This window comes from Streptomyces sp. NPDC087300 (assembly GCF_044744425.1).
Lineage (GTDB): Bacteria > Actinomycetota > Actinomycetes > Streptomycetales > Streptomycetaceae > Streptomyces.
Genome location: NZ_JBIUYI010000005.1, coordinates 794,844 through 818,103 on the forward strand (window position 1 = coordinate 794,844; position 23,260 = coordinate 818,103).

The 23,260-nt window shown below is 72.4% G+C and carries 20 protein-coding genes and 1 riboswitch; of the genes, 8 read left to right on the forward strand and 12 right to left on the reverse strand.

Translation table 11 applies throughout. The features are described from left to right. Positions 1-8: 8 nt before the first annotated feature. From ACIO9J_RS23865 to ACIO9J_RS23875, 3 genes are all read right to left on the reverse strand, one after another. On the reverse strand, positions 9-1,421 hold the full coding sequence (locus ACIO9J_RS23865; RefSeq protein ID WP_402002962.1) for a DEAD/DEAH box helicase: 1,413 nt from the start codon (positions 1,419-1,421) through the stop codon (positions 9-11). Between the two features lie 177 nt (positions 1,422-1,598). Next, entirely contained in the window at positions 1,599-2,537 is a 939-nt protein-coding gene (locus ACIO9J_RS23870) for a hypothetical protein (protein WP_402002964.1), read from the reverse strand. Between the two features lie 193 nt (positions 2,538-2,730). Next, positions 2,731-3,282: a tellurite resistance TerB family protein gene (locus tag ACIO9J_RS23875; protein WP_402002967.1), complete on the reverse strand. Its 552-nt coding sequence runs from the start codon at positions 3,280-3,282 to the stop codon at positions 2,731-2,733. A 556-nt stretch (positions 3,283-3,838) separates the two neighbouring features. Between ACIO9J_RS23875 and ACIO9J_RS23880 the strand changes: the two genes are divergently transcribed. After that, positions 3,839-5,095: a Bcr/CflA family efflux MFS transporter gene (locus ACIO9J_RS23880; protein WP_402002970.1), complete on the forward strand. Its 1,257-nt coding sequence runs from the start codon at positions 3,839-3,841 to the stop codon at positions 5,093-5,095. Between the two features lie 82 nt (positions 5,096-5,177). On the opposite strand, the gene cpt is transcribed toward ACIO9J_RS23880, so the two are convergent. Beyond that, a complete protein-coding gene (gene cpt / locus ACIO9J_RS23885; RefSeq protein WP_402003618.1) occupies positions 5,178-5,699 on the reverse strand; it encodes a chloramphenicol phosphotransferase CPT in 522 nt (173 codons plus the stop codon). A gap of 85 nt (positions 5,700-5,784) precedes the next feature. Between cpt and cobF the strand changes: the two genes are divergently transcribed. From cobF to ACIO9J_RS23900, 3 genes are all read left to right on the forward strand, one after another. Then, positions 5,785-6,573, forward strand: a complete 789-nt coding sequence (gene cobF, locus ACIO9J_RS23890) for a precorrin-6A synthase (deacetylating) (protein WP_402002973.1) — start codon at positions 5,785-5,787, stop codon at positions 6,571-6,573. Between the two features lie 86 nt (positions 6,574-6,659). Further along, positions 6,660-6,813, forward strand: a riboswitch (cobalamin riboswitch). A 48-nt stretch (positions 6,814-6,861) separates the two neighbouring features. Continuing rightward, complete coding sequence (locus tag ACIO9J_RS23895) at positions 6,862-8,649, forward strand: ribonucleoside triphosphate reductase (protein WP_402002975.1); 1,788 nt, start codon at positions 6,862-6,864, stop codon at positions 8,647-8,649. Beyond that, the gene (locus ACIO9J_RS23900) at positions 8,646-9,260 is read left to right on the forward strand and encodes an anaerobic ribonucleoside-triphosphate reductase activating protein (protein ID WP_402002978.1); all 615 of its coding nucleotides are present in this window, start codon (positions 8,646-8,648) and stop codon (positions 9,258-9,260) included. The genes ACIO9J_RS23895 and ACIO9J_RS23900 overlap by 4 nt, the downstream gene beginning before the upstream one ends. Here ACIO9J_RS23900 and ACIO9J_RS23905 read toward each other — a convergent pair. The 6 genes from ACIO9J_RS23905 to ACIO9J_RS23930 form a co-directional block, all read right to left on the reverse strand. Beyond that, a complete protein-coding gene (locus ACIO9J_RS23905) occupies positions 9,250-9,747 on the reverse strand; it encodes a S26 family signal peptidase (RefSeq protein ID WP_402002979.1) in 498 nt (165 codons plus the stop codon). The genes ACIO9J_RS23900 and ACIO9J_RS23905 overlap by 11 nt on opposite strands. Positions 9,748-9,755: 8 nt before the next feature. After that, a complete protein-coding gene (locus tag ACIO9J_RS23910; RefSeq protein ID WP_402002981.1) occupies positions 9,756-11,723 on the reverse strand; it encodes an ABC transporter ATP-binding protein in 1,968 nt (655 codons plus the stop codon). Further along, positions 11,720-12,259 (reverse strand): TlpA family protein disulfide reductase, encoded by a 540-nt coding sequence (locus tag ACIO9J_RS23915; RefSeq protein ID WP_402002984.1) that lies wholly within the window; start codon positions 12,257-12,259, stop codon positions 11,720-11,722. The genes ACIO9J_RS23910 and ACIO9J_RS23915 overlap by 4 nt, the downstream gene beginning before the upstream one ends. A 64-nt stretch (positions 12,260-12,323) precedes the next feature. Beyond that, positions 12,324-12,857 carry a MauE/DoxX family redox-associated membrane protein gene (locus ACIO9J_RS23920; RefSeq protein WP_402002987.1) on the reverse strand — a complete coding sequence of 178 codons (534 nt, stop codon included), beginning with the start codon at positions 12,855-12,857 and terminating at the stop codon, positions 12,324-12,326. 195 nt (positions 12,858-13,052) lie between these two features. Next, complete coding sequence (locus ACIO9J_RS23925; RefSeq protein ID WP_402002990.1) at positions 13,053-13,268, reverse strand: hypothetical protein; 216 nt, start codon at positions 13,266-13,268, stop codon at positions 13,053-13,055. Positions 13,269-13,405: 137 nt separating this feature from the next. Then, positions 13,406-14,257, reverse strand: a complete 852-nt coding sequence (locus tag ACIO9J_RS23930; protein ID WP_402002993.1) for a helix-turn-helix domain-containing protein — start codon at positions 14,255-14,257, stop codon at positions 13,406-13,408. A gap of 788 nt (positions 14,258-15,045) precedes the next feature. Between ACIO9J_RS23930 and ACIO9J_RS23935 the strand changes: the two genes are divergently transcribed. Beyond that, a complete protein-coding gene (locus tag ACIO9J_RS23935) occupies positions 15,046-16,548 on the forward strand; it encodes a SulP family inorganic anion transporter (protein ID WP_402002996.1) in 1,503 nt (500 codons plus the stop codon). A gap of 56 nt (positions 16,549-16,604) precedes the next feature. Here the strand turns inward: ACIO9J_RS23935 and ACIO9J_RS23940 are convergent, their stop codons facing one another. Together ACIO9J_RS23940 and ACIO9J_RS23945 are read right to left on the reverse strand one after the other, a co-directional pair. Next, complete coding sequence (locus ACIO9J_RS23940; protein ID WP_402002999.1) at positions 16,605-18,503, reverse strand: ABC transporter ATP-binding protein; 1,899 nt, start codon at positions 18,501-18,503, stop codon at positions 16,605-16,607. Continuing rightward, complete coding sequence (locus ACIO9J_RS23945) at positions 18,500-20,224, reverse strand: ABC transporter ATP-binding protein (protein ID WP_402003002.1); 1,725 nt, start codon at positions 20,222-20,224, stop codon at positions 18,500-18,502. Before ACIO9J_RS23945 ends, ACIO9J_RS23940 begins: the two co-directional genes overlap by 4 nt. 161 nt (positions 20,225-20,385) lie before the next feature. Between ACIO9J_RS23945 and ACIO9J_RS23950 the strand changes: the two genes are divergently transcribed. The 3 genes from ACIO9J_RS23950 (at position 20,386) to ACIO9J_RS23960 (ending at position 23,185) form a co-directional block, all read left to right on the forward strand. Next, complete coding sequence (locus ACIO9J_RS23950) at positions 20,386-21,783, forward strand: ATP-binding protein (protein WP_402003005.1); 1,398 nt, start codon at positions 20,386-20,388, stop codon at positions 21,781-21,783. Continuing rightward, positions 21,780-22,901 (forward strand): tetratricopeptide repeat protein, encoded by a 1,122-nt coding sequence (locus ACIO9J_RS23955; RefSeq protein WP_402003007.1) that lies wholly within the window; start codon positions 21,780-21,782, stop codon positions 22,899-22,901. Before ACIO9J_RS23950 ends, ACIO9J_RS23955 begins: the two co-directional genes overlap by 4 nt. A gap of 104 nt (positions 22,902-23,005) precedes the next feature. Next, the gene (locus tag ACIO9J_RS23960; protein ID WP_402003010.1) at positions 23,006-23,185 is read left to right on the forward strand and encodes a hypothetical protein; all 180 of its coding nucleotides are present in this window, start codon (positions 23,006-23,008) and stop codon (positions 23,183-23,185) included. Positions 23,186-23,260: the final 75 nt, after the last annotated feature.

The window sequence follows — 23,260 nt, forward strand, 5'->3', positions numbered from 1 at the left end:
GGCGGGCGTCAGCCGCCGCGGCGCACCCGGGCCGCCCTGCGCGCCTCGGCGAGCTTGCGGGCCTCGCCCGACTTGCGGGACTTCCCGCCGCTGCCGCCCGAGGCGTCCTTGCTGGTGCCGATGCCGCGGAAGGGCGCGTTGTGGTTCTTGGCCTTGGCCCCGGCGGGCCCGCCGTCGAGCGGCACGCCCGACGGCTTCCTGGCCCCGGTGATCCGGCTCAGCTGCGCCTCGCCCGAACGCACCTTGGTGACCGTCGGCTCGATGCCCGCGTCGGCCGTCACCTTGCTCAGCTCGCGGCGCTGGCCCGAGAGCACCAGCGTGACGACGCGGCCCTTCTCACCGGCCCGCGCGGTGCGGCCCGCGCGGTGCAGATAGTCCTTGGGGTCGGTCGGCGGATCGACGTTGACCACCAGGTCGAGGTCGTCGACGTGCAGACCGCGGGCCGCGACGTTCGTCGCCACCAGGACGGTGAGCCTGCTGTCCTTGAACTGCGCGAGGGTCTTGGTGCGCTGCGGCTGGGACTTGCCGCTGTGCAGCGCGGCGGCGTCCACGCCGCTGGCCCGCAGGTGCTTGGTGAGCTGGTCGACGGAGTGCTTGGTGTCCAGGAACAGCAGGACGCGGCCTTCGCGGGCCGCGATCTCCGTGACGACGGCGTACCGGTCGGGGCTGTGCACGACGAGCACGTGGTGGTCCATCGTCGTGACCGCGCCCGCGGACGGGTCGACCTCGTGGACGACGGGGTCGTGGAGGTAGTCGCGGACCAGTCCGTCGACGTCGCGGTCCAGGGTCGCCGAGAACAGCAGGCGCTGCCCGTCCGCCGCCACCTGGTCGAGCGCCTCGGTGACCTGCGGCAGGAAGCCCATGTCGCACATCTGGTCGGCCTCGTCCAGGACGGTGATCCGGACCCGGTTCAGGCGGCAGGCCTTGCGGTCGATCAGGTCGTGCAGCCGGCCGGGCGTGGCCACGACGACCTCGGCCCCGTCGCGCAGCGCGGCCGCCTGCCTGCCGATGGACATGCCGCCGACGACCGTCGCCATCCGCAGCCGGAGCGCATCGGCGTACGGGGTGAGCGCCTCGGTGACCTGCTGGGCGAGCTCCCGCGTCGGCACCAGGATCAGCGCGAGCGGCTGCTTGGGCTCCGCGCGGCGCCCCGCTGTACGGGCGAGCAGGGGCAGGCCGAAGGCGAGCGTCTTGCCGGAGCCGGTGCGGCCGCGGCCGAGCACGTCCCGGCCCGCGAGGGCGTTGGGCAGCGTGGCCGCCTGGATCGGGAAGGGCTCGCGCACCTCCTGCTCGGCGAGCGTGCGGAGCAGCGCGGCGGGCAGGTCGAGGTCGGCGAAGGAGGCGGCGGGGGGCGGCGCCGGGGTGGCGGTCACCGGCTCGGCGTCGTCGTGCGAGGGGGTGGTGCGGTCCGCGTCGGTCATGACGAGCCTTCCGTAGGCGTACGTACCGAGGAAGGCACGGCAGGAACGAGGGGCCGACGCGGGCGGGTGCCGGGCGGGCGGAGTCACCGGGCGTCGACGCTGCAAACGTCTGAGGCTAACATGGAGTGACGGACCGCACCGGTGCGATGTCGAGCGACGGCTCGGCACCGTGCGGTGTCAGACACCGTCCTTGTGACCGTTGGCGGCCATCAGCTGTTCCATGCTCTCGCGGGCGGGATCGGCCTGGGTGTTGCCCTCTTCGTGGAACATCCGGAGGTACTGGAAGAGGACGCCGACGCATGTGTCGCGGCCGTCGTACTCCGCGTTGTCGACGAGCCGGAAGTCCCGCGAGATCTCCCGGGTCTGCCCGTCGGAAGACGTGTAGAGGGGATGCCAGACCAGCTTCACGTCCGGTTTGAGCCGCTGGACGAGGCGCAGGTGCGGGACCTCCAGCCTGATGAGGATGCTGTCCGGGGTGTAGGCGCGCAGGAAGATGTGCACGGGGCCCGTCGCCTGGTCCACGAAGGCCTTGGACACGACGCTCCACATCGGACCCGTCAGCTTCCAGTTCGGGTGCAGCTCCAGGACGTTGAGCACGCTGCCGATCCTGGTCCGCGCCAGCGGGGTGTGCCCCTTGGAGTAGGCATACTCGCTGGTCTCGTAGCCGCCCGCCCACAGCGCCATGGTGGGGGTGTCGATCTGGAGGTACTGGGCCATGAGCCTCGCGAACTCCTGGTACCAGGAGTTCGTCGCACGGATCTCACGCTGCTCCTGGCGGTCGCTCGTCTTCGCCGTGGCCTCGTCGTTCAGCGCGCCCTGCGAGTCGACGCCGCCGAGCAGCAGTTGCCAGGCGGCGTCCGCCTCGGCCTGGGGGATGCCCGCCGCCTGCGTCAGCTTCTGGTAGGGCTCCCACTCGGGGTGCTCGGTGGGCTTCGTGGCGTAGTGCCCGCTCTTGTCGTCCTGCTGGCGCTGCACCCAGTGCGTCACCGCGGCGTTCCCCGCGCGGCTCTGGAGCGCGGCCAATCCCGTGGGGCGCGTCGCACGCCCGGTGGCGGGCCGCGCCGCCGACTGCCGCGCCGCCGACTGCCGCTCCGCGGCCTTCTGTATCTCGCGCACCCTCGCCCCGATCCGGTCTTTCGTCGCTCCCGCCGACCTTAAGGGCGGTGCGGGGAGCCGGGAGAAGGTACGAGAGGGCAGACCCCGGGGCAGACCCGTCAACTGGCCTGCCGGGCAAGGCCTTTGGCGATGGCCCGGGGCGTGGCAGGCCGGGCCCGCACCGTGCGGTGCGGACCCGGGGCGCCTCGTCGGCTCAGAGGCCGAACTCCTGCGGGGACACGTTGAGCGCGGCACACGCCTCACGCAGGACCTGCTCCTCGGCCGGGGCGATGTACCCGTCCGCGCCCGCGACGACGAAGCCGGTCTGGACGACCGCCTTCGCCTCCACCGGCTTCTTCGCGGCCTTGGCGATCTCCTGCATTGCCTCCGTCTTGCCGTGCTGGAAGTTGGCCGTCAACTGGTCGACGTGCTTGTTGAAACGCTGGCGCAGCTGCTCCGGCGGGAAGTTCTGCAACACGTCGTTCTGCACGATCAGGGACTCCACGTGCTGGCGCTCGGCCGGGTCGACCGATCCGTCGGCGGCCGCCACCAGGGCGCACATCGCCATGCTCGCGTCGCGGTAGGCACCGCTCTTGAGCTCCGTCTTCAGGGAGGTGAGCTGGGACTTGAGCATGCCCACGAGCTGGGTTTTCGATCCGCCGCCCGACCCCGAACCGCGCGTCGTGCCGTGCCCGCCGGAGCTCCGTCCCCCCTGCGACTGCTGAAGACCCTTGGCCTGGTCCTTGAGCTTGTCCCACATCGCCATCCGTGCCACCTCGGCTACCCGTGTCGTACCTGCGTCCGCGCGGCGATCCGCGCGTCTTCTTGGCAACGCCTTTACCTGCCGCGAAGTTCCAGGGCGGCGGGGGTTGTTGGAGGCCGGTGTCCGCGTGACGGTCAGGGCTGGGTGGCGGCCGGGTGCGGGGCGGGCGCGAGGGGCGTCGCCGAAGCCGAGAAAGCGCCTCCTGCGTGCCGGGAAGCGAGAAGCTACCTCGTGCGTGCCGAGAAGCCACCTCCTGCGTACCGGCAAGCGGAGAAGCCACCTCCTGCGTACCGGCAAGCGGAGAAGCCACCTCCTGCGTACCGGCAAGCCGAGAAGTCACCTTCTGGGTGCCGGAAAAGTGCCCCTCAAGAGCTCCTGGTGGGCCCCCTGCGTGCCTACGGGCCGTTCGCCAGGGTGGCCTGCCGGGCCCGGTCCCGCGGTCGCCGCAGCGCTCGTCCCGGCGCTTCCCGTATCCCTTCGCATGCCCTCTGACCTGCGGGTTCAGGAGTAGCTTCCTCTCCGAACCCACCCCTCTTCCCCCTTCCCTCTGGAGTGATCCTTGTCCAGCCCTGCCCGAAACACGGCCGGCGTCCAGGCCCCGAAGGCTCCGCCCCGCGCGCGGGGGACCCTGTTCGTCTTCCTCGTCCTCGCGGGCCTCACCGCGCTGCCGTCCCTCTCCTCCGACGTGTATCTGCCCGCGCTGCCCGACGTCGCGGGCACCTTCGACACCACCGCCGTCGTCGTGCAGCTCACGCTCACCTCGTGCCTGGTCGGCATGGCGCTCGGGCAGCTCGTCGTCGGCCCCCTCAGCGACCGCCTTGGCCGGCGCCGCCCGCTGCTCACCGGCATGACCCTCTATGCCGTCGCCTCCGCCGCCTGCGCCCTCGCCCCGCGCGCCGACCTCCTGATCGGCCTGCGGTTCGTGCAGGGCGCGGCGGGCGCCGCCGGTGTGGTCGTCGCCCGCGCCGTGGTCCGCGATCTGTACGAGGGAGTGGAGATCGCCCGGGTCTTCTCCTCACTCATGCTGATCTCCGGCGTCGCGCCCGCCGTCGCCCCGCTCTTCGGGGCCCAACTGCTGCACGTCACCGACTGGCGCGGCGTCTTCGTCGCCCTCGCCGTCCTCGGGCTGCTCCTCGTCCTCCTGGTCGCCCGCGGCCTGCCCGAGACCCTGGCGCCCGCGGCACGCCGCCGTCGAGGGCTCGGCCTCGCCGAGATGGGCGCGCTCACCAGGGACCGCGTGTTCCTGGGCTGTCTGCTCGCCGCGGGCGGGGCGTTCGCCGCGTTCTTCGCCTACCTCGCCGCATCGCCGTTCGTCCTCCAGGAGCTCTACGGGGCATCGCCGCGGACGTACGCCCTGCTGTTCGGCCTCAACGCCGTGGGCATGGTCGGCGTCGGCCAGCTCAACGGCCGGGTCCTGGTCCGCAGGTTCCCCGTGCACGCCGTCGTCACCGCCGGGCTCGCACTGCTGGTCATCGCCGGTGCGAGTTTGCTGGCGCTGGGCGCGGGCTGGTTCGGCGACACCGGTCTCGTGCCGGTCTGCGCGGTCCTGTTCGTCTCCGTCGCCGGCCTCGGACTGCTCATCGGCAACGCCAACGCGCTCGCCATGAACCGCACCGCGCACGCGGCGGGCGCGGCGTCGGCCCTCCTCGGCGCGTCCTCGTTCCTCGTCGGCGCCCTGGTGTCGCCGCTCGCGGGGGTCGCCTCCGGCGCGGTTCCCCTGGCGGTCATCCAGACGGTCGCCTCGGCCGCCGCTCTCGTCGGCTTCGTGATGCTGGCCCGTGGTCGTCCGGCGGCGGGGGACAAGAGGGCCGACTGACGTACGAGGCCGGGCGGGGCCCGCTCCGCCGGTGTGGCGGTCGGCCGGGGCGGGCGATTCCGCTCCTGACGGGCCGAGGCCGTCAGGCCACCCGCGCCGCGATGGTCCGAGCGCAGGTCAGGGACTCGGTGCGGGTCGTGTCCACCTCCAGGTCGTAGGCCACGCCCTCGTGCGCGAGCCGCGCCTGCGACGCGGCCATCCCCTTGGTGCGGTCGCCCCGCGCGACCTCACGGGCCGCGGCGACCTCGCTGTCGCACCGGACGCCCACCCACAGGACGTCGGTGTCACCGACGGCGTCGCGCCACCGCTGCTGGCTCGCCGCGCCGCTCAGGAAGACGTCGTCGACGATGATCCGCGCACCGGACCCGGCCATCGCCACGAGCCCCGCCATCCAGGCCGCCTCCAGCGCACGGAAGTCGGTCCCGACGCTCACCCCGCCGTCCGCGCCGAACTCGATGCCGTCCTCCGACGCCTGTGTCTTCGCGGGCAGCGCCTCGATGAGCGAGTCGATACCGAAGGCCAGCCACGGATCGGGGAGCACGTCCTGCAGGCAGCGCACGATCCCGGTCTTCCCCGAGCTGGAACCGCCGTTGAGGATGATCATCTGAGTCGTCACCGCGCCACAGTAGGGCGGTGACCGGCCGGGGCGAAGAGATTTTCGTCGTGCCGCACCTGCCAGACTTCGGCCCATGACCACAGAACGACGCCAGATCCTCGTCATAGGCATCGGTGCGGGCGACCCCGACCAGCTGACCCTGGGCGCGGTGAAGGCCATCCGCAGGACCGACGTCTTCTTCATCGTCGGCAAGGGGCAGGACAAGTCCTCGCTGACCGACCTGCGGCACAGCATGCTTCAGGAGCACGGGCAGCAGCCCTACCGGGTGGTGGAGGTGACGGACCCGAGCAGGGACCGGCGCCCCATGGACCGCTCCGACTACACCTCCGCCGTCCAGGACTGGCGGACCCGTCGCGCGGACCTCTTCGAGCGGCTGATGCGCGAGGAGATGAGCGCGGGGGAGACCGGCGCCTTCCTCGTATGGGGCGACCCCTCGCTGTACGACAGCACGCTCGGGATCCTCAACGACATCGAGGCGCGCGGCTCGGTGTCCGCGAGCGTCGAGGTCGTGCCCGGGATCACCAGCGTCTCGACGCTCGCCGCCCGGCACCGCATCCCGCTGAATCAGGTGGGCCGACCGCTGCACATCACCCCCGCCCGCCGCCTCTCCGACGTGGGCCAGAACGACGACGGGGACATCGTCGTCATGCTCGACGCGCACGAGTCGTTCACCCAGGTCGAGGGGGACGACGTGTGGATCTACTGGGGCGCCTACCTCGGCACGCCCGACGAACTGCTCGTCGCGGGCCGGCTCGCGGAAGTGGCGGACCGCATCCGGCGGTTGCGGTCCGAGGCGCGGGCCAGGCACGGCTGGATCATGGACACGTATCTGCTGCGCATCGTGGCGCCGACGGACGCCTGAGCGGGTCACGCGAGGACCAAAGTCATTCCCACGCCGGACCAACGTCACCCAACATCTTCGGTCGGCATGTCGGACATAACACTAGATGTAGTGTGACGGACGTCGGTTCGGCGACAGCGGCGCTTCAGCGTCCGCGGCCGGGACAACAGGGAATCCGGTGCGAATCCGGAGCTGCCCCGCAACGGTATGGGCCCTCTCGGGGGCCCGAGCCCGATACCTGCCGACGGCCGCCGCGCGGACCGCGCGGCGGCCCCGCACACATTCCGGACGCCTCGTGGGAGGGCTGACGTGACGCAGATCGACGCCGTGGACTCGGTGACCGAGTACCTGGACCGCAGTGACTGGCGGGTCAACGCCAACGCCAATCAGGGCTATTCGCTCGGTGGACTCATCCTGAACACGGCCGGCAAGGTCGTCGCCAACTACTGGCTCGACCAGGTCTACCCGGACGCCGTGGGCCGCGCCCACCGCGAGGGCGACCTCCACATACACGACCTGGACATGCTCTCCGGCTACTGCGCGGGCTGGTCCCTGCGCACGCTCCTCGCCGAGGGCTTCAACGGGGTGCCGGGGCAGATCGACTCCGCCCCGCCGCGCCACTTCTCCTCCGCCGTCGGACAGATCGTCAACTTCCTCGGCACGCTGCAGAACGAATGGGCCGGGGCGCAGGCGTTCAGCTCCTTCGACACCTACATGGCGCCGTTCGTCCGCGTCGACTCCATGACGTACGAGCAGGTCCACCAGTGCATGCAGGAGATGGTGCACAACCTCAACGTGCCGTCGCGCTGGGGCACCCAGACGCCGTTCACCAACCTCACCTTCGACTGGACCTGCCCCGAGGACCTGCGCGAGCAGGTGCCGGTGATCGGCGGCGTGGAGGCGGACTTCGGCTACGGCGAGCTCCAGCACGAGATGGACCTGATCAACCGCGCGTACATCGACGTCATGACGGCGGGCGACGCCACGGGGCGGGTCTTCACCTTCCCGATCCCGACCTACAACATCACCGACGACTTCCCCTGGGAGAGCGACAACGCCCGGCGGCTCTTCGAGATGACCGCGAAGTACGGGCTCCCGTACTTCCAGAACTTCATCAACTCCGGCCTGAACCCCGGCATGATCCGCTCCATGTGCTGCCGCCTCCAACTGGACCTCACCGAACTGCTCAAGCGCGGCAACGGATTGTTCGGCAGCGCGGAGCAGACCGGGTCCCTCGGCGTCGTCACGGTCAACTGCGCGCGCCTGGGCCACCTGCACGCGGGCGACGAACAGGGCCTGTACGACGCGCTCGACCGGCTGCTCGGCCTCGCCCGCGACAGCCTGGAGATCAAGCGCGTCACCGTGCAGGACCTGATCGACGGCGGACTCTTCCCGCACACCAAGCGCTACCTGGGTACCCTGCGCAACCACTTCTCCACCATCGGCGTGAACGGCGTCAACGAGATGATCCGCAACTTCACGCACGACGCCCACGACATCACCACGCCCGAGGGGCACGCGCTCGCCGTCCGCCTCCTCGACCACGTCCGGGCGCGCATGGTCGAGTTCCAGGAGCGGACCGGCCACCTGTACAACCTGGAGGCCACCCCCGCCGAAGGCACCACCTACCGCTTCGCGAAGGAGGACCACCGACGCTTCCCCGACATCCTCCAGGCGGGCACCGACACCAACCCGTACTACACGAACTCCTCACAGCTGCCGGTCGGTTGGACCGACGACCCCTTCGAGGCGCTGGAGCGGCAGGACGAACTCCAGACCAAGTACACCGGCGGCACCGTCCTCCACCTGTACATGTCCGAGCGCGTCTCGACCGCCGAGGCGTGCCGCACCCTCGTGCGCCGCTCTCTGGAGCGGTTCTCGCTGCCCTATCTGACGGTGACGCCCACCTTCTCCATCTGCCCCGAGCACGGCTACCTCGCCGGTGAGCGCGCCAACTGCCCGTCCTGCGGCGGCGACTGCGAGGTCTGGACCCGCGTCATGGGCTACCACCGCCCGGTCTCCTCCTTCAACATCGGCAAGAAGGGCGAGCACGCCGAGCGCACCCACTTCCAGGAGCGCACGGTGGTCCCGGCGTGATCCGCGTCGGCGGCTGGGCCCGGCTCTCCACCTGCGACTGGCCGGGCAAGCTGGTCACCACCGTCTTCTGCCAGGGCTGCCCGTGGCGGTGCGGCTACTGCCACAACCCGGAGCTGCTCGACGCGCGGGCGCGCCCGCCCTTCGAGGTCCCGTGGCCGACGGTGACCGCCCATCTGGGCCGCCGCCGCAGCCTGTTGGACGGGATCGTCTTCTCGGGCGGGGAGCCGCTGCTGCAACCGGGCCTGGCCGACGCGGCACGGCAGGCGCGCGAGCTCGGCCACGCGGTGGGGCTGCACACCGGCGGCGCCTACCCGCGCCGGTTCGGCGCGCTGCTCGCCGAAGGGCTCGTCGACTGGGTCGGCTTCGACGCCAAGGCGCACCCGGACGCGTACGACAGGGTCACCGGCGTCCGCAACAGCGCGACACCCGCCGAGCGCAGCCTGCGCCTGCTGCTCGACTCGGGCGTCCCCCACCAGATCCGCACCACCGTGGACCCCGCGCTCCTCGACGAGGGGGACGTGACCGCGCTGCGGGACTGGCTGGCCGGTTACGGGGTCACGAAGCACGTGCGGCAGGAGGTCCGGCACGGCCCCGTCGGCCTCAGCGCCTGACCCGAAGCGGGATCCAGGGGCGGGCGCGGAGCACCACTCCCAGCACACGGTCCATGGGGAAGTAGCCCAACTGCCGTGAATCGACGCTGTGATGGGGGTTGTCTCCGAGCAGGAGGAGACGGCCCGGCGGCACGGGGCCGGTGCGGGGGAGTGGTGGGCCGGTCGGGTCTCCCGGGACGGCGCCCACGCGTTTGATCATCCACTGGCGGTCGGCCACCGCGGCGGCCCGCGCGTCCGGGTCCAGCGGCGGCCCAGGCCAGCGGTGGCCCGCGCCAGGCCGCTCCACGACGATGACCCGGCCTGCGGCGAGGGCCCGGACGTGCGGGCGCAGCACCAGGACGCGGTCGCCGTCGTGGTAGGCGGGCTCCATGCTCCGGCCGCGCACGGTGACGGAGACCAGCGCACGACGCGCGAGCGCGGTGGTGGCGAGTGCCGTACCGAGAGCGGCGATCGCGCCGAGCGCCCGGCCTGTCCTTGTACGTCTCACGAGTCCTCTCATGGGTCGATCGCCCCCACCGCGGTCGGTTCCGTCTCCTCGCGGTAGCCCGACGCCTGGAGGGTGAACAGCCGGGCGTAGCGCCCGTCCGATGCCAACAGGGCCGTGTGGTCGCCCTGTTCGACGACTCTTCCGTCGCTCAGGACCGCGATCGAGTCGGCGTCCCTGAGTGTGCCGAGGCGATGCGAGATGAGCAGGCTCGTGCGCGCCCCGCGGTGTTCCCGCAGGGAGGCGTGGATCTCGTGCTCCGCGGCGGCGTCCAGGCCCGCCGAGGGTTCGTCGAGGATCATCAGGTCGCAGCGGTGGCGCAGGAAGGCGCGGGCCAGCGCGAGGCGCTGCCGCTGTCCGCCCGAGAGCGTCACGCCTTCCTCGGGACCGTTCTCGCTGTCCGACGTCATGAAGAAGGTCCGGGACAGCAACGTCCGGTAGCCGTGCGGGAGTTCGCAGAGCGTCTCGTGGATGCCGGAGCGGTGCGCGGCGGCCCGCAGCCGCGGCTCGTCGTCGAGGGCGGCCAGGTCACCGAGCGCGATGTTCTCGGCGGCCGTCATGTCGTAGTGCATGAAGTCCTGGAACACCGCGCCGATACGCCGTCGCAGCTCCACGGGATCGACGTCGCGGAGGTCCGTCCCGTCCCACAGGATGGCGCCGCGCGTCGGATCGTAGAACCGGCACAGGAGCTTCACCAGGGTCGACTTCCCCGCGCCGTTCAGACCGACAAGCGCGAGCGAACCGCCGTACGGAACGTGCAGCGTGACCCCGCGCAGGACCCACGCGTGCGCGGGCGAGTACCGGAACCACACGTCCTGGAGCGTGATGCCCTCGCGCAGCGCGGGGAGCGGGCGGGGCGCGGGGGAGAGCGGCAGGTCGGGGCGGGCCCGCGTGACGGCGAGGTAGTGGCCGAAGAGTTCGAGCGCCTGGTGGGACTGGGCGATCTCGCTCGCGACGGTGGCGAGCGCGCCCTGCATCCCGGCGATCGCGGCGATGAAGATCGTGATGTCGCCGACCGACAGCGCGCCGCGCTGGGCCGCCGCGGCGGCCCAGACGAGACCCGTCCCCGACACCAGCGCGGCGAGCGCCGCCAGACCGGCCTGGACCGTGACGTCCCTGCGGTCCATGGCCCGTCTGGCGGCGTTGGCGGTACGGCGCTCCGCGAGCATCCGCCCGCGCAGGAAGGTGCCGATGCCGTACAGCCGTATCTCCTTGGCCGCCGCCACGCTCGACAGCAGGTCGTTGTAGAAGAACTCCCGCCGCTCGACCGGCCCGATCTCCCAGATCATCCGGGCCCTGCGCCGCGACAGCTGGATCTCCGCGACGAGCATGGGGGCACCGGAGAGCAGGAGCAGCGCGGCCATGACAGGACCGAGCAGGAAGAGCGAGCCCAGGAAGCCGCTCAGAGTGAGCGCGGACCGGGCGACGTTGAGGAATCCGCACACCACGTTGTTCGGGTTCATGCCCGCGTTGGGCTGGGCCAGCCGCAGCCGGTCGAGGAACCGCGGATCCTCGAACCGGGCCAGGCCCACCTGCCGGTCCGTCGCCGTGAACAGCCGCTCCTGCGTGAGCAGTCCGACTCGTCGGTCGAGCTCCGCCCGCAGGTATTGCAGGAGTTGGGGCAGCAGCGCCGCGACCAGACCCACGGCGCCGAGCCCGGTGGTGAGCGCGATGAGCGTGGGGCGCGGCCCGTGGTGGACCAGGTTGTCGATGACCAGTTTCATCAGCCAGGCCGACGCCACAGGGGCCGCGCTGGTGAGGAGCGTCAGCAGGGTGTGCGCCGCGAAGGCGGTGGGCGCGGCGCGGGCGCTGAGGGCGACGGCGGCGACGACGCGACGGGAGGGGCGCGGCGATGCGGCCTCGGCCGGGTCGGCGTCGCCTGCGGGCTGAGGTTCCGTCGTTGCCTCTGCCGTCGTGCCCTCTTGGCAGGCATTCCTCTTCCTCGTACCGTCCTCTTTCCTCGTACCGTCTTCGCTCATGCCGCTGAGGACGGCAGGCGTTCCAGGTCGACCCGGGCGTCCGCGACGACCGGGTCGCCCGTGCCCCGCACCGACACCTTCAGGACCGAAGGGAACGCGGCGATGGCGAACGCAGAGCCGACGGCGCCGTTCTGGCCCTCGGCCACCACCTGGGCGACCGGTTCGAGCCGGGCCACGATGTCGGCGGTGCGCTGCGGGTCGCCCACGACGGTGGCGAGTACACGGGCGCGGCCTCCCGGCACTGCCTTCGCGAACTCCACGAACTTGGGGAGCTGTTCGGCGCACGCGGGACAGCCGGGCGAGAAGAACCCGACCAGGGTGTCGTCCGCCAGGTCGCGCCGGTTGACCTCGGCGCCGTCCACCGTGACGGCGGTGAAGTCGCCGACGGTCTCGCCGACCCCGAGGGAGGCGCGCCCGTTGAGCGCGCCGAGCAGCTCCGTGTGCTCACGCAGCCGTTTGATCACGCCCAGGCTGAGGATCAGATCCAGGGTGCAGAGCAGGCCGACGAACACGACGGCGACGATCAGGAAGGGCATGGTTTCTCCAATGTCATGGGCGGGCGCCGGCTGTCATGGGCGGGCGTCCGCTGTCAGGAGGGCTTCAGCGGACGGGCGCCCGTACGGGACGGAACAGGTCGATGAGGTCGTCGAGCAGGACGACGAGGCCCGCGCAACAGGCCCCGGCGAACAGGGCGGCGGATCCGGCTGCCCCACCGGCCCCGGCGCTTTCGGACAGCAGCACTCCGGCCTCGCCGGTCAACGTGCAGCAGGTCAGCAGCGCGTTCCGCACCACGTGCGCGCGCCCCAGCGGCCGCGCGCTCGCACCGAAGCACCGGCACGGGACCGCCGCGCCGCGCCGCAGCGTGCCCGCGATGCCCGCGGTGAAGGCGACGAGCAGTCCGCAGGCCAGCGCGAACCCGAGGGACGGGGCGGACACGAGGAGCAGCGGTACGGCGCACTCGGTCCCGACCACCAGCCGCGCCGCCAGTGGGACCCGGCGCGCGGGGAGGACACCCATGGCGTCGACCGACGCCCGGAACGCGGCGAAGCGCCCACGACCGGCGACCTTGCTCGACGCCGAGACCAAGAACACGACGCCGACGAGGCATCGCAGTGCCAGGGTCACGTACGGCACGCGGATTCCCCTTTGCCTGAATGGGAGTTCTTACCCGAGCGGGAGGTCTCACCTGAACGGGAGTTCTTGTCGGAGCCGGAGCCGGAGCCGGAGCCGGCCGGTGCGCGTGCCGGGGCGGGGGCGCAACCGCTGCCCCGCCCCGGCCGCTCACTGGTCCTTCGGCGTCACCCGGTGCCCTCGCGGGCCCGGTTCACCTCACGGGCACTGGTTGCAGCTACAGCTGTAGCGGTCGCCGCCCACGGCACAGCACGGTGCGTTGCAGCTGCACTTGCCGTCGGCGTGGCCGTACAGCTTGTTGCACTGCCAGCAGGCGCCCCAGCACTTCTGGATGTCACCCGAGGCCGCCGCGTCCACGGAGGGGACGATCAGGCCGAGCAGCCTGCTGCCCATCGACTCGATTGATGCGAGCATGTGCACCTCCTTATTCTGTTCGTGAATGAGTGGAACTCGGAACTGCGCGTCCCACACTGCGCGTCGGCGCCCCTGAGGGTCTTGAACAAATTCGCACCGCGCGGCCACGCGGTCCCGTCGGCGCGCCGCGGGCGGCGTCAGCCGTACGCGGCCACCAGCTGCCCCGGCGTACGGCCCGTCATCGTCTTCACCTCGCGGCTGAGGTGCGCCTGGTCGCTGAAGCCGCAGCGTGCGGCGGTGTCGGCGAGAGCGTCGCCCCGGGTGAGCAGGACGAGGACCCGCCGCAGCCGGACGACGCGGGCCGCCGCCTTCGGGGCGAGCCCGATCTGCTGCCGGAAGCGGTACTCCAGCCGTCGCCAGCACCAGCCGGACTGCTGGGCCAGGCGCCGGATGGGCACGGTGCCGCCGGTGCGCCGCACGGTCAGCCAGGCCCGCACCAGCTCCGGCGAGCTGGCCTGCCCGGCCGTGCTCCAGCCGGTGAGGGCGCGGTCGAGTACGGCGAAGCGCTCGGGCCACGAGGACACGGCGGCGAGCGCGTCGTGCAGCGGGCGGATGCGGGAGTCCAGCGCGGTCACCGGGGCGACCACGGAATGGGTGATCGTGTGCATGGCCGTGCCGAACAGAGTGAAGGCCGCCCAGGGTTCGAGCAGGACCTCCAGGGCGCAGGACCCGGCAGGGTGCAGCACGGCCCTGGCGTGGGTGGAGAGCCCGGCGGCGAAGGAGGTCAACTCCCGCCCTCCTGAAGGGGGTTCGTGCTCGCCCCGGCTGTCCCACACCCGCACCGGGTGGTCGAAGCCGAGGTGGAGGGTGACCACGTCGGGCCGGAGCTCGGCGACGGAGGCCGGCCCGACGGGCGTCGTGCGGCCGCTGTCGCGCCGGCCCTGATGGCCGTCGTATCCCCGATAGCAGAGCACCCCCGGTCGTAACCGGGGGTGGATGTCCTCCTGCGCGGCATGCCGGGTGCGGGTCGTGCGTTGCGCGTACGTCATGGACCGTCCCTGTCTCCTCCGTGACGGCGATGGCACGGCTCGGCGCACGGTCCGGAGGCTGCTGGTCTCGGCGACGCCTTCATGGCACGGAACGGGTGGCACGGTGGGCCGGCTGTCGGCAGGCGTCGGCGGTGTTCACGTCACCACGAGGGAAAAAGCTACGCACGGCGGGGAAGGAGGGCGTCAACTCCCGGTTGGAGATGGGCAGTAAACCTCTGAGGTAGGTGGGTAAACCCAGGCCGGAGTGCGGCTCGACGCGAGCGGCGGAACGATTCGTTTCGGGCGGAGACACCCGCCGAGGCAGTGGGCCGCCGACGCCGGTGTGCCGGTGAGCGTGGTGTCCACCCGGCGGTGGCCCCGCGCGGTGCTGCGCGGCGTGGGTCTGGACGCGGTCCCCAGCGGCCGATCCCCGTACGACCGGCGGGACCGGCGGGACCGTCGGGAGCCCGGGGTAAAGTACGTGTTCGGTTCGGGTCGGCTCCGTGTCGTGACCGAGCCGCCACCGCAGTCCCGCAGATCCGAGGAGAGAGCGTGCGCATGCACCGTGTGCCGAGCGCCGCCGCCTCTCCGCCGTGATTCCGCTCCTTCGCCGACCCAGCGCCCCGCACCGATTCCCGGTGCCTTCCCGCACACCGTCGTGCCCCGCGCCTCGGTCGGCCCGTCGCTGACTTCCCACCCCCTTCGTACGGGGGTTCCGCCTGCCGGAAACCGCGGAGTCCCTGAACTTTCCTGCCCCATTCCCGCACGCCCCCGATGCCGGGTGTGCCCGAGCACGACAGGTATCCGTCTTGTCTACGTCCGCACCGTCCCCGGCCGCACGGCTGCGTGGTCTGCGCCCCGACTGGCTGTCCGACCCGAAGGTCTGGCGCACCGAGATCCTGGCCGGGCTCGTGGTCGCCCTCGCGCTGATTCCCGAGGCGATCTCGTTCTCCGTGATCGCGGGGGTCGACCCGGCGATCGGTCTCTTCGCCTCGTTCACGATGGCCGTCACGCTCTCGATCGTCGGCGGGCGCCGCGCGATGATCTCCGCGGCGACCGGCGCCGTCGCCCTGGTCATCGCCCCGCTCAACCGTGAGCACGGCCTCGGCTATCTGATCTCCGCCGTCATCCTGGCCGGTGTCTTCCAGATCGTCCTCGGCGCGCTCGGCGTCGCCAAGCTGATGCGCTTCGTGCCGCGCAGCGTGATGGTCGGCTTCGTCAACGCCCTCGCGATCCTCGTCTTCATGGCGCAGGTCCCCGAGATGCACGACGTGCCCTGGCCCGTCTATCCGCTCCTTGCCGGGGGCATCGCGCTCATGGTCTTCCTGCCGAAGGTCACCACCGTGGTCCCCGCGCCCCTGGTGTCCATCGTCGCGCTCACCGCGATCACCGTCGCCGCCGGGATCGCGGTGCCCACCGTCGGCGACAAGGGCGATCTGCCGTCCTCACTGCCGGTCCCGGGCCTGCCCGACGTGCCCTTCACCCTGGACACCCTGACGACCATCGCGCCCTACGCACTCGCCATGGCGCTGGTCGGCCTCATGGAGTCGCTGATGACGGCCAAGCTCGTCGACGACATCACCGACACCCGCTCCTCCAAGACCCGCGAGTCCATCGGCCAGGGCATCGCCAACATCGTCACCGGTTTCCTCGGCGGCATGGGCGGCTGCGCCGTGATCGGCCAGACGATGATCAACGTGAAGGTCTCCGGGGCCCGCACCCGTCTGTCCACCTTCCTGGCGGGGACGTTCCTGATGGTGCTCTGCATCGCCTTCGGACCCGTCGTCTCCGACATCCCGATGGCCGCCCTGGTCGCGGTGATGGTGATGGTCTCGTGCGCGACGTTCGACTGGCACTCCATCGCCCCGAAGACCCTGAAGCGGATGCCGGCCGGTGAGATCGCCGTCATGCTCGTCACCGTGGTCTGTGTGGTCACTACCGGCAACCTCGCCGTCGGTGTCGTCGTCGGCTCGGTCACCGCGATGGTCATCTTCGCCAAGCGCGTGGCCCACCTGGCGAACGTCACCTCGGTCACCGACCCCGACGGGGGCAGCGTGGTCTACGCGGTCACCGGAGAGCTCTTCTTCGCGTCGTCCAACGACCTCGTCGGCCAGTTCGACTACGCGGGGGACCCCGACAAGGTCGTCGTCGACCTGACCGACGCCCACATCTGGGACGCCTCGTCGGTCGCCGCGCTCGACGCCATCGAGACCAAGTACGCCCAGCGCGGCAAGGCCGTGGAGATCGTCGGCCTGAACGGGCCGAGCGCCCGGATCCACGGGAAGCTCAGCGGCGAACTCACCGGCGGCTGAACGCCCGGGGACGCGGGCCCGGCCGGCGGCGTGCGCCGCCCGGACCCGCGCGCCGGTCAGTCGTGGGCCGGCGCGGCGTCCCGCTTGCCCGACCAGGCGGCCCACAGCGTGGCGTAGGGGCCGCCCGCGTCCTTGAGTCGCTCGTGCGGGCCGCTCTCGACGACCCGGCCGTGTTCGAGGACGACGACGCGGTCGGCCGTGGCGGCCTGGGTCAGCCGGTGGGCGACGATCAGCGCGGTGCGCCCGTCGAGCGCCGCACGCGCGGACCGCTCGAGGAGGCGCGCGCCCGCACTGCCCGCCTCCGCCGTCGCCTCGTCCAGTACGGCGACGAGCGGATCGGCGAGCACCAGCCTGGCCAGGGCGAGTTGCTGCGCCTTGGCCGCGTCGAGGCCCTGGGCCCCTTCGCCGACGACGGTCTCCAGACCCTCCGGCAGTGCTTCCGCCCAGGCCAGCGCGTCGACGGTGGCGAGCGCCGCGCGCAGTTCGTCGTCCGTCGCGCCGGGCCGTGCCAGGCGCAGGTCCTCGGCGAGTGTTCCCGCGAAGACGTGCAGTTCCTGCGAGACGAGCACGGCCGCGGGCCTGCTGTCGGCGCGGTCCGCCGCGCGCACGTCGCCGCGCGTGGGCGGCTGCACCCCGGCGAGGATCCGCGCGAGGGTGCTCTTGCCCGCGCCGCTGGTGCCCACGAGCGCCACGTGCTCGCCCTCGCGCAGGGCGAGGTCGACGTCGTGCAGGACGGGCGAGCTGGTCCCGTAGGAGTGGCTGATGCCGTGCACGGAGACGAAGGCGGCGTCCGGGTCCCCGGCCGATCCGGCGGCGGACCGGCCGTCGGTCTCCGTCTCGTCGGGCAGATCCGTGACGCCCACGAGCCGGGCCAGGCCCGCGGTCGCCGACTGGGCGTCGTCGAGCAGGACGAGGGCCGCGTTGATCGGCCCGAACAGGTTGTGGAAGTAGAGCGCGGCAGCCGTCGCCGTACCCACCGACACGGCGTCCTCGCGGACCAGGACGAGACCGGCGAAGAGCACGGCGACCAGGCCTATGTACTCGCCGATGTGCAGCCGCCCGTAGAAACCGAGCACCAGGCGTACGCCGCGCAGCCGCAGGCGGACCGCCTCGTGGGAACGGTCGGCGACGCGCTCGGTGTGCTCGTCCTCCAGGAGGTGGGCGCGCACGGTGTCGGCCCCGCCGACCGTCTCCAGGAGTTGCTGCTGCTGCGCGCCGTTCGCGATGCGCTGGCGCGAATAGAGGGGGATGGCCTTGCGCACGTACCAACGCGCGGTCCACGCCTGCACCGGCACGGCGAGCAGCGCCGCGAGCAGGAAGCGCCAGTCGAGGACGGCGAGGGCGACCAGGGTCAGCACGATCGTCAGGGACGAGCGGGCCAGCTCGGGCAGCGCCGAACGCACCGCCTCCGACATGCGGGCCACGTCCGAGGTGACGCGCGCGGTGAGGTCTCCGGCGCCCGCGCGTTCGATGCGGTCGGCGGGCAGGGTCAGGGCGCGCTCGACGAACCGCTCGCGCACCCGGGCGAGGACGGACTCGCCCAGCTTGGCGACCATGCTCATGCCCAGCGAGGTCGCTGCGCCCTGCACGAGGGCGACGACGGCGAGCAGCACGACGGGCAGCGTCAGGACACCGGGCGACACGTCGCGCGTGCCCCTGGCGGCGTCGGCGACGAGGTCCACGATCCGGCCGAGCAGCGGCTGCGTGAGCAGCCCGACGGCGGTCGCGGCGACAAGGACGAGCCCGGACCGTACGGCCAGAGCCCGGTCGGGACGCAGCAGTTCGCGCGCGGCGGCGCGGGTGCGGCGGCCGGTGGCGGTGGGCAGCAGATCCGTCGCGGGCTCGGGCGTCGCGCGCCGTACGGCACGGTCCTTGGTCCCGAGGCCGTCGTCCTGCGCGACGGCCTCGGTCGGCTCGACGGGCTCGGTGTCCTGGATGTCGGGTGTCGTGCTCATGCGAGGACCGCCGTCCGGTAGAGGGAGCTGCGCCGCACCAGTTCCTCGTGGGGCGCTTCGTCGGCGAGCCTGCCGCCGTCGATGAGGGCGACCCGGTCGGCGACGGCGAGCAGTGCGGGGCTGCTGGTGACGAGGACGGTGGTGCGGCCGCGCCGGAGTTCCCGGATGCCGGTGGCGATGCGGGACTCGGTCGCGGCGTCGATGGCCGTGGTCGGGTCGTGCACGACGAGGACGTCGCGGTCGGCGGCGAGTGCGCGGGCCAGTGCCACGCGCTGGCGCTGGCCGCCCGACAGGGACCTGCCGCGCTCGCCGACCGGGGCGTCGAGTCCGCCGGGCAGCGAAGCGGCGACCTCGTCGGCGCCCGCGGCCTCGGCGGCCGGGTGGGTGTTATCGCCGATGGCCGTGATGTTGTCCCTGAGCGATCCGGCGAACAGTTCGGCGCCGTGCTCGGCGACGAGGACCCGGGAGCGCAGGCTGCGCGGCGCGAGCTCGGTGAACGGCACGCCGTCCAGTTCCAGGCGGCCCGCATCGGGGTCCACGCGGCGCGCGAGGCAGCGGACGAGGGTGTCCGCGTGGGCGGACTCGGTGACGACGACGCCGACGAACTCGCCGGGCGCGACCGTGAGATCGACGCCGTCGAGCCCTTCGTGGACGAGCCCCGACAGGCGCAGCGAGCCGCGCGGGGCGTCGTCGGCCGGGCTGGCGGCGACGGTGCCGTCGGGGCGGGGAGCACGGTCGGCCGTCGCCGAGACGTCCCCCGGCGTGGAGAGCACATCGGCGACGCGGCCTGCCGAGGCGCGGGAGCGGGCGAGCTCCGCGGCCATCCACGACATCACCTGCAGGGGCCCGGGAATGAACAGGGCAAGACCCACGGCCGCCACCAGCTCGCCCAGCCCGATGCTGCCCGACAGCACGAGCCGCCCGCCCACCAGTGCGACCAGCGCGATGAACACGCCGGTCAGCGCCTGCATCAGGCCGGTCTGTACCGCCTCGGCGCGCGCCGCCCGCACCGTCGCGTCGAGCGAGGCGCGGCTGGTGAGCCGGTAGCGGTCCGACGCGGCGCGCTGCGCGCCGAGCCCCTGGAGCACGCGCACCCCTGCGACCAGGTCGGCGGCGACGCCCGAGGCGTGCGCCGCGCGCTCCTGCTCGGCGTGGCTGCGGTGTTCGAGCGGCCGGGCGAGCAGCTGACCGAGGCCCATGAGCACGGGTGTGCCGAGCAGGATCAGCAGGCCCAGAGGGACCGAGGCGCGCAGCAGCAGCACCGCGCCCGCCGCGAGGCCCACGGTGGCGGAGAAGCCGAGCGGCAGCACGAAGGCGACCGAACCCGCCCGCCGGGCGTCCTCGGTGGCCACGCTGACCAGGGCGCCGGGCGGCCGTCCGGTGGAGGCGCCGCCGCGCGGGTCGAGGACCCGGCGCATCAGACGCATCCGCAGGCCGTGCGCCGCGTACTCCTTGGCGTACTCCCCAGCGCGCGAGCCGAGTTGGAAGCCGCCGGAGAGGAAGACGTAGACGACGGCGAGGACCAGGGCCCAGCGCGCGAAGGAGGCCACGTCGGGATGGACGATCGCGCGGTCGACGATGACGCCGATGAGGACGGGGATGAGCGCCTCGCCGATCTGGTGCGAGGCGCCGAGCACACAGCCCGCCGCGACGCGCCGCCGCTCACCCGCCACCACGCCCCGCAGGACATCACGCCCGCTCCGGCGTGTGTCGTCGTGCATTGTGCTCTCGCTTTCCCCGGCCCCGCTCAAAAAAGTCAGGTAAGGCTAACCTGGTGATCCTGAAGTGGGGAGAGCTGGGGGGACAGCGGGCGGGAGGGCCAGGGCGAGGGCGGCGCGGGCCCGGCGGACGGCCAAGATCAGCCGGTAAATAAAGTAGCCGCATGCCCGACGACTCCCCGCTGATACAGAGCTTGCGCACGGCCGTCGAGGCGGCCCCCGGCGACGTACCCCTGCGCCTGCACCTGGCCGAGCTGTTGCTGGCCGCCGGGCGGCAGGACGCCGCCGTCGCGGAAGCGGCCGTCGCGTTGCAGCACGCGCCCGGGGATGAGCAGGTCCGGGCGCTGATGATGCGGGCCATGAGCGGGCCCGCGGCTGCCGTGACTCCTGCCGCTGCGGTGGGTTCGGCGGCTCCCGTGGCCCCCGCGACCCCGGTGGGTTCGGCCGCACCCGTGGATCAGGCCGCTCCCGCAGCTCCCGCCCCTCCCGCTGGTCCCGCCGCTCCCGCCGTCGCGGGGGAGCAGCCGCCCGCCACGGCGTCGGCCCCCGACCCCCGCCCCGGCTTCGACTGGCGGGCCGCCGCCGATCAGGTCGGCGACGTGATCCCGCCCCGCTTCGTCGAGCCGCCGCTGACCGCCGACGGCAGCGGCGATCCCGGCGACGCCGACGCCTGGGACGTCAGCGCACCCGATGCCCCCGGCACGATCCGCCTCGCCGACGTCGGCGGCATGCAGGAGGTCAAGGAGCGCCTGGAGGCCGCCTTCCTCGCGCCCATGCGCAACCCCGAGCTGCGCAAGCTGTACGGCAAGAGCCTGCGCGGCGGACTCCTCCTGTACGGGCCGCCCGGCTGCGGCAAGACCTTCATCGCGCGGGCGATCGCCGGTGAACTCGGCGCGGGATTCCTGTCCGTCTCGGTCAACGACGTGCTCGACATGTGGATCGGCAACTCCGAGCGCAACATGCACGACATCTTCCGCACCGCCCGCCAGAAGGCCCCCTGCGTGGTCTTCCTCGACGAGCTGGACGCGCTCGGCGCCAAGCGCAGCCGCACCCAGCACAGCGGGCTGCGCAACACCGTCAACCAGCTCCTCACCGAGCTGGACGGCATCGACTCCGCGGCCAACGAGGGCGTGTTCGTGCTCGCCGCCACCAACGTCCCCTGGGACGTGGACATCGCGTTGCGCAGGCCGGGCCGCCTGGACCGCACCCTGCTCGTCCTGCCGCCCGACGCCCCGGCCCGCGAGACGATCCTCCGCTACCACCTGAAGGAACGCCCCGTAGAGAACGTCGACCTGGGCAAGCTCGTCAAGGCCACCGAAGGCCTCTCGGGCGCCGACCTCGCCCATCTGTGCGAGACGGCGGCCGAGACCGCGCTGCTCGACTCGGCGCGCACCGGCACCATCCGCATGATCGGCATGAAGGACCTGCTGGGGGCGGCGAAGCAGACCGCGCCGTCCTCCGAACCGTGGTTCGCCACCGCCCGCAACGTCGCCATGTACGCGAACGACGGCGGCACGTACGACGACCTGATCACCTACCTGAAGAAGAAGCGGAAGCTGTGAGCACGCTGCACCCCACCGTCGAGCAGGCCAGGGCGCTGCTCGAACTCGAACGCTACGACCAGGCAGGAGCGCTGCTCGGCCGGCGCATAGCCGAGGACCCGACCGACATACGGGCCTGGGTCAGCATCGGCTACTGCCACCTCAACACGCAGCGCGTGGCGGAGGCCGGGGAGGCGGCGGCCGAGGCGCTCAAGTTGGACCCCGAGGACTACGGCGCGCTCCGGCTGAGCGCCCAGGCGATGGTGCGCGACAACGGCTGGCTGCACGTCCAGCCCGTCCTGCGCGACCTGATACGGATCGCGCCCGAGGACCCGTTCGCGTACGCCATGCTCGCCGACGCCGTCTGGCGCGCGGCCCTGGTCACGTACGCCAAGGAGTCCGGCGCCCGGCAGATCAGCGCCCAGGACATCGACCGGATCTCCGGCGAGGCGGCCGAACTGGCGATGGAGGCACTGCGACTCGGCCCCGAGGACGTCTACGTCCACGAGATCGCCCACCGCATCGCCAGCTCGGCGGGCAACAGCACGGTCGCGGACCAGCTCGACGCGGCCATCCTCCGCATCGACCCCACGCACGGCGAGGCGCTGGCCCGCCGGACCAAGAAGGCCGCGGAGGCGCCGGGAGTGGGCGCGGGCCAGGCCGCCGACCTGTACGCCGACGCACTCGCCGCGGACCCCGGCTCCCCGGCCATGCGCCAGCAGCTCGACCACGCCACCTACCGCCTGCTGCGCGGCACGCGCTGGCTCGCGGTGATCTGCGTGCTCGCGGCGGGCGCCATGGTCAACCTCTTCCCCTCCGCCGAGGACCCCGGCCCGGAGCTGCCCATTCCGTTGGGCCAGCGCCTCTGGGTCCTCTTCGTCATGGCCGCGATCTGGGCCTTCGGCGCCGTACGCCGTTACCGGCGACTGCGCGCGGGCGTCCAGCTCAACGTCCGCTCCGTGATCCGCCGCGGCCGCTGGGCCCGCGTCGTCCTGGCCCAGGCGGCCTGGGCGATGCTCTGCGCCCTGCTGATCGCGGAGATCCCGTGGACCGACCGCGCCGTGCCCCAGCTCGTCTTCTGGGCGGGACTCGCGCCGACGGCGGCCACGATCTGGTTCGACAGGAAGAAGAGCGGCTAGGACCCGGCACCCCGGTCGTGCGCCGCGGTCCTGGCACCTGCCGTACGCCGGAGGTTCGTCCCGCGGTCGACGCCGGGTCGCCGAAGGACCGCACGCTGACCGGTATGAGATACGTCGGTCTGGTGATCGCCCTCGTGACCACCGGCTTCACCGCCACGGTCCTCGTGCTCGCCGCCATGAGCCGTGAACCGGAGCCCGTCATCGGCTACTTGGCGCTCGCCGCGCTCACCGGGTCAGGTGCCGTCGGCACGTGGTGGCGCCTGCTCGGGCGGACCACGTCGTAACCGGACGGCGTCGCGGGCGGGCCGCGTAAGGTCGGTTCCGTCCACATGATCACCGAAGCCCGGTCCCGGGCGCCG

Bases quoted from the DNA above. Each gene is read 5' to 3' on its own strand.
- ACIO9J_RS23915 (WP_402002984.1), bottom strand. From the start codon at position 12,259: ATGCCCTTCCTGATCGTCGCCGTCGTGTTCGTCGGCCTGCTCTGCACC.
- ACIO9J_RS23910 (WP_402002981.1), bottom strand. From the start codon at position 11,723: ATGAGCGAAGACGGTACGAGGAAAGAGGACGGTACGAGGAAGAGGAAT.
- ACIO9J_RS23940 (WP_402002999.1), bottom strand. From the start codon at position 18,503: ATGAGCACGACACCCGACATCCAGGACACCGAGCCCGTCGAGCCGACC.
- ACIO9J_RS23945 (WP_402003002.1), bottom strand. From the start codon at position 20,224: ATGCACGACGACACACGCCGGAGCGGGCGTGATGTCCTGCGGGGCGTG.
- cpt (WP_402003618.1), bottom strand. From the start codon at position 5,699: ATGATCATCCTCAACGGCGGTTCCAGCTCGGGGAAGACCGGGATCGTG.
- ACIO9J_RS23875 (WP_402002967.1), bottom strand. From the start codon at position 3,282: ATGGCGATGTGGGACAAGCTCAAGGACCAGGCCAAGGGTCTTCAGCAG.
- ACIO9J_RS23960 (WP_402003010.1), top strand. From the start codon at position 23,006: ATGAGATACGTCGGTCTGGTGATCGCCCTCGTGACCACCGGCTTCACC.
- ACIO9J_RS23950 (WP_402003005.1), top strand. From the start codon at position 20,386: ATGCCCGACGACTCCCCGCTGATACAGAGCTTGCGCACGGCCGTCGAG.
- ACIO9J_RS23865 (WP_402002962.1), bottom strand. From the start codon at position 1,421: ATGACCGACGCGGACCGCACCACCCCCTCGCACGACGACGCCGAGCCG.
- ACIO9J_RS23925 (WP_402002990.1), bottom strand. From the start codon at position 13,268: ATGCTCGCATCAATCGAGTCGATGGGCAGCAGGCTGCTCGGCCTGATC.
- cobF (WP_402002973.1), top strand. From the start codon at position 5,785: ATGACCACAGAACGACGCCAGATCCTCGTCATAGGCATCGGTGCGGGC.
- ACIO9J_RS23930 (WP_402002993.1), bottom strand. From the start codon at position 14,257: ATGACGTACGCGCAACGCACGACCCGCACCCGGCATGCCGCGCAGGAG.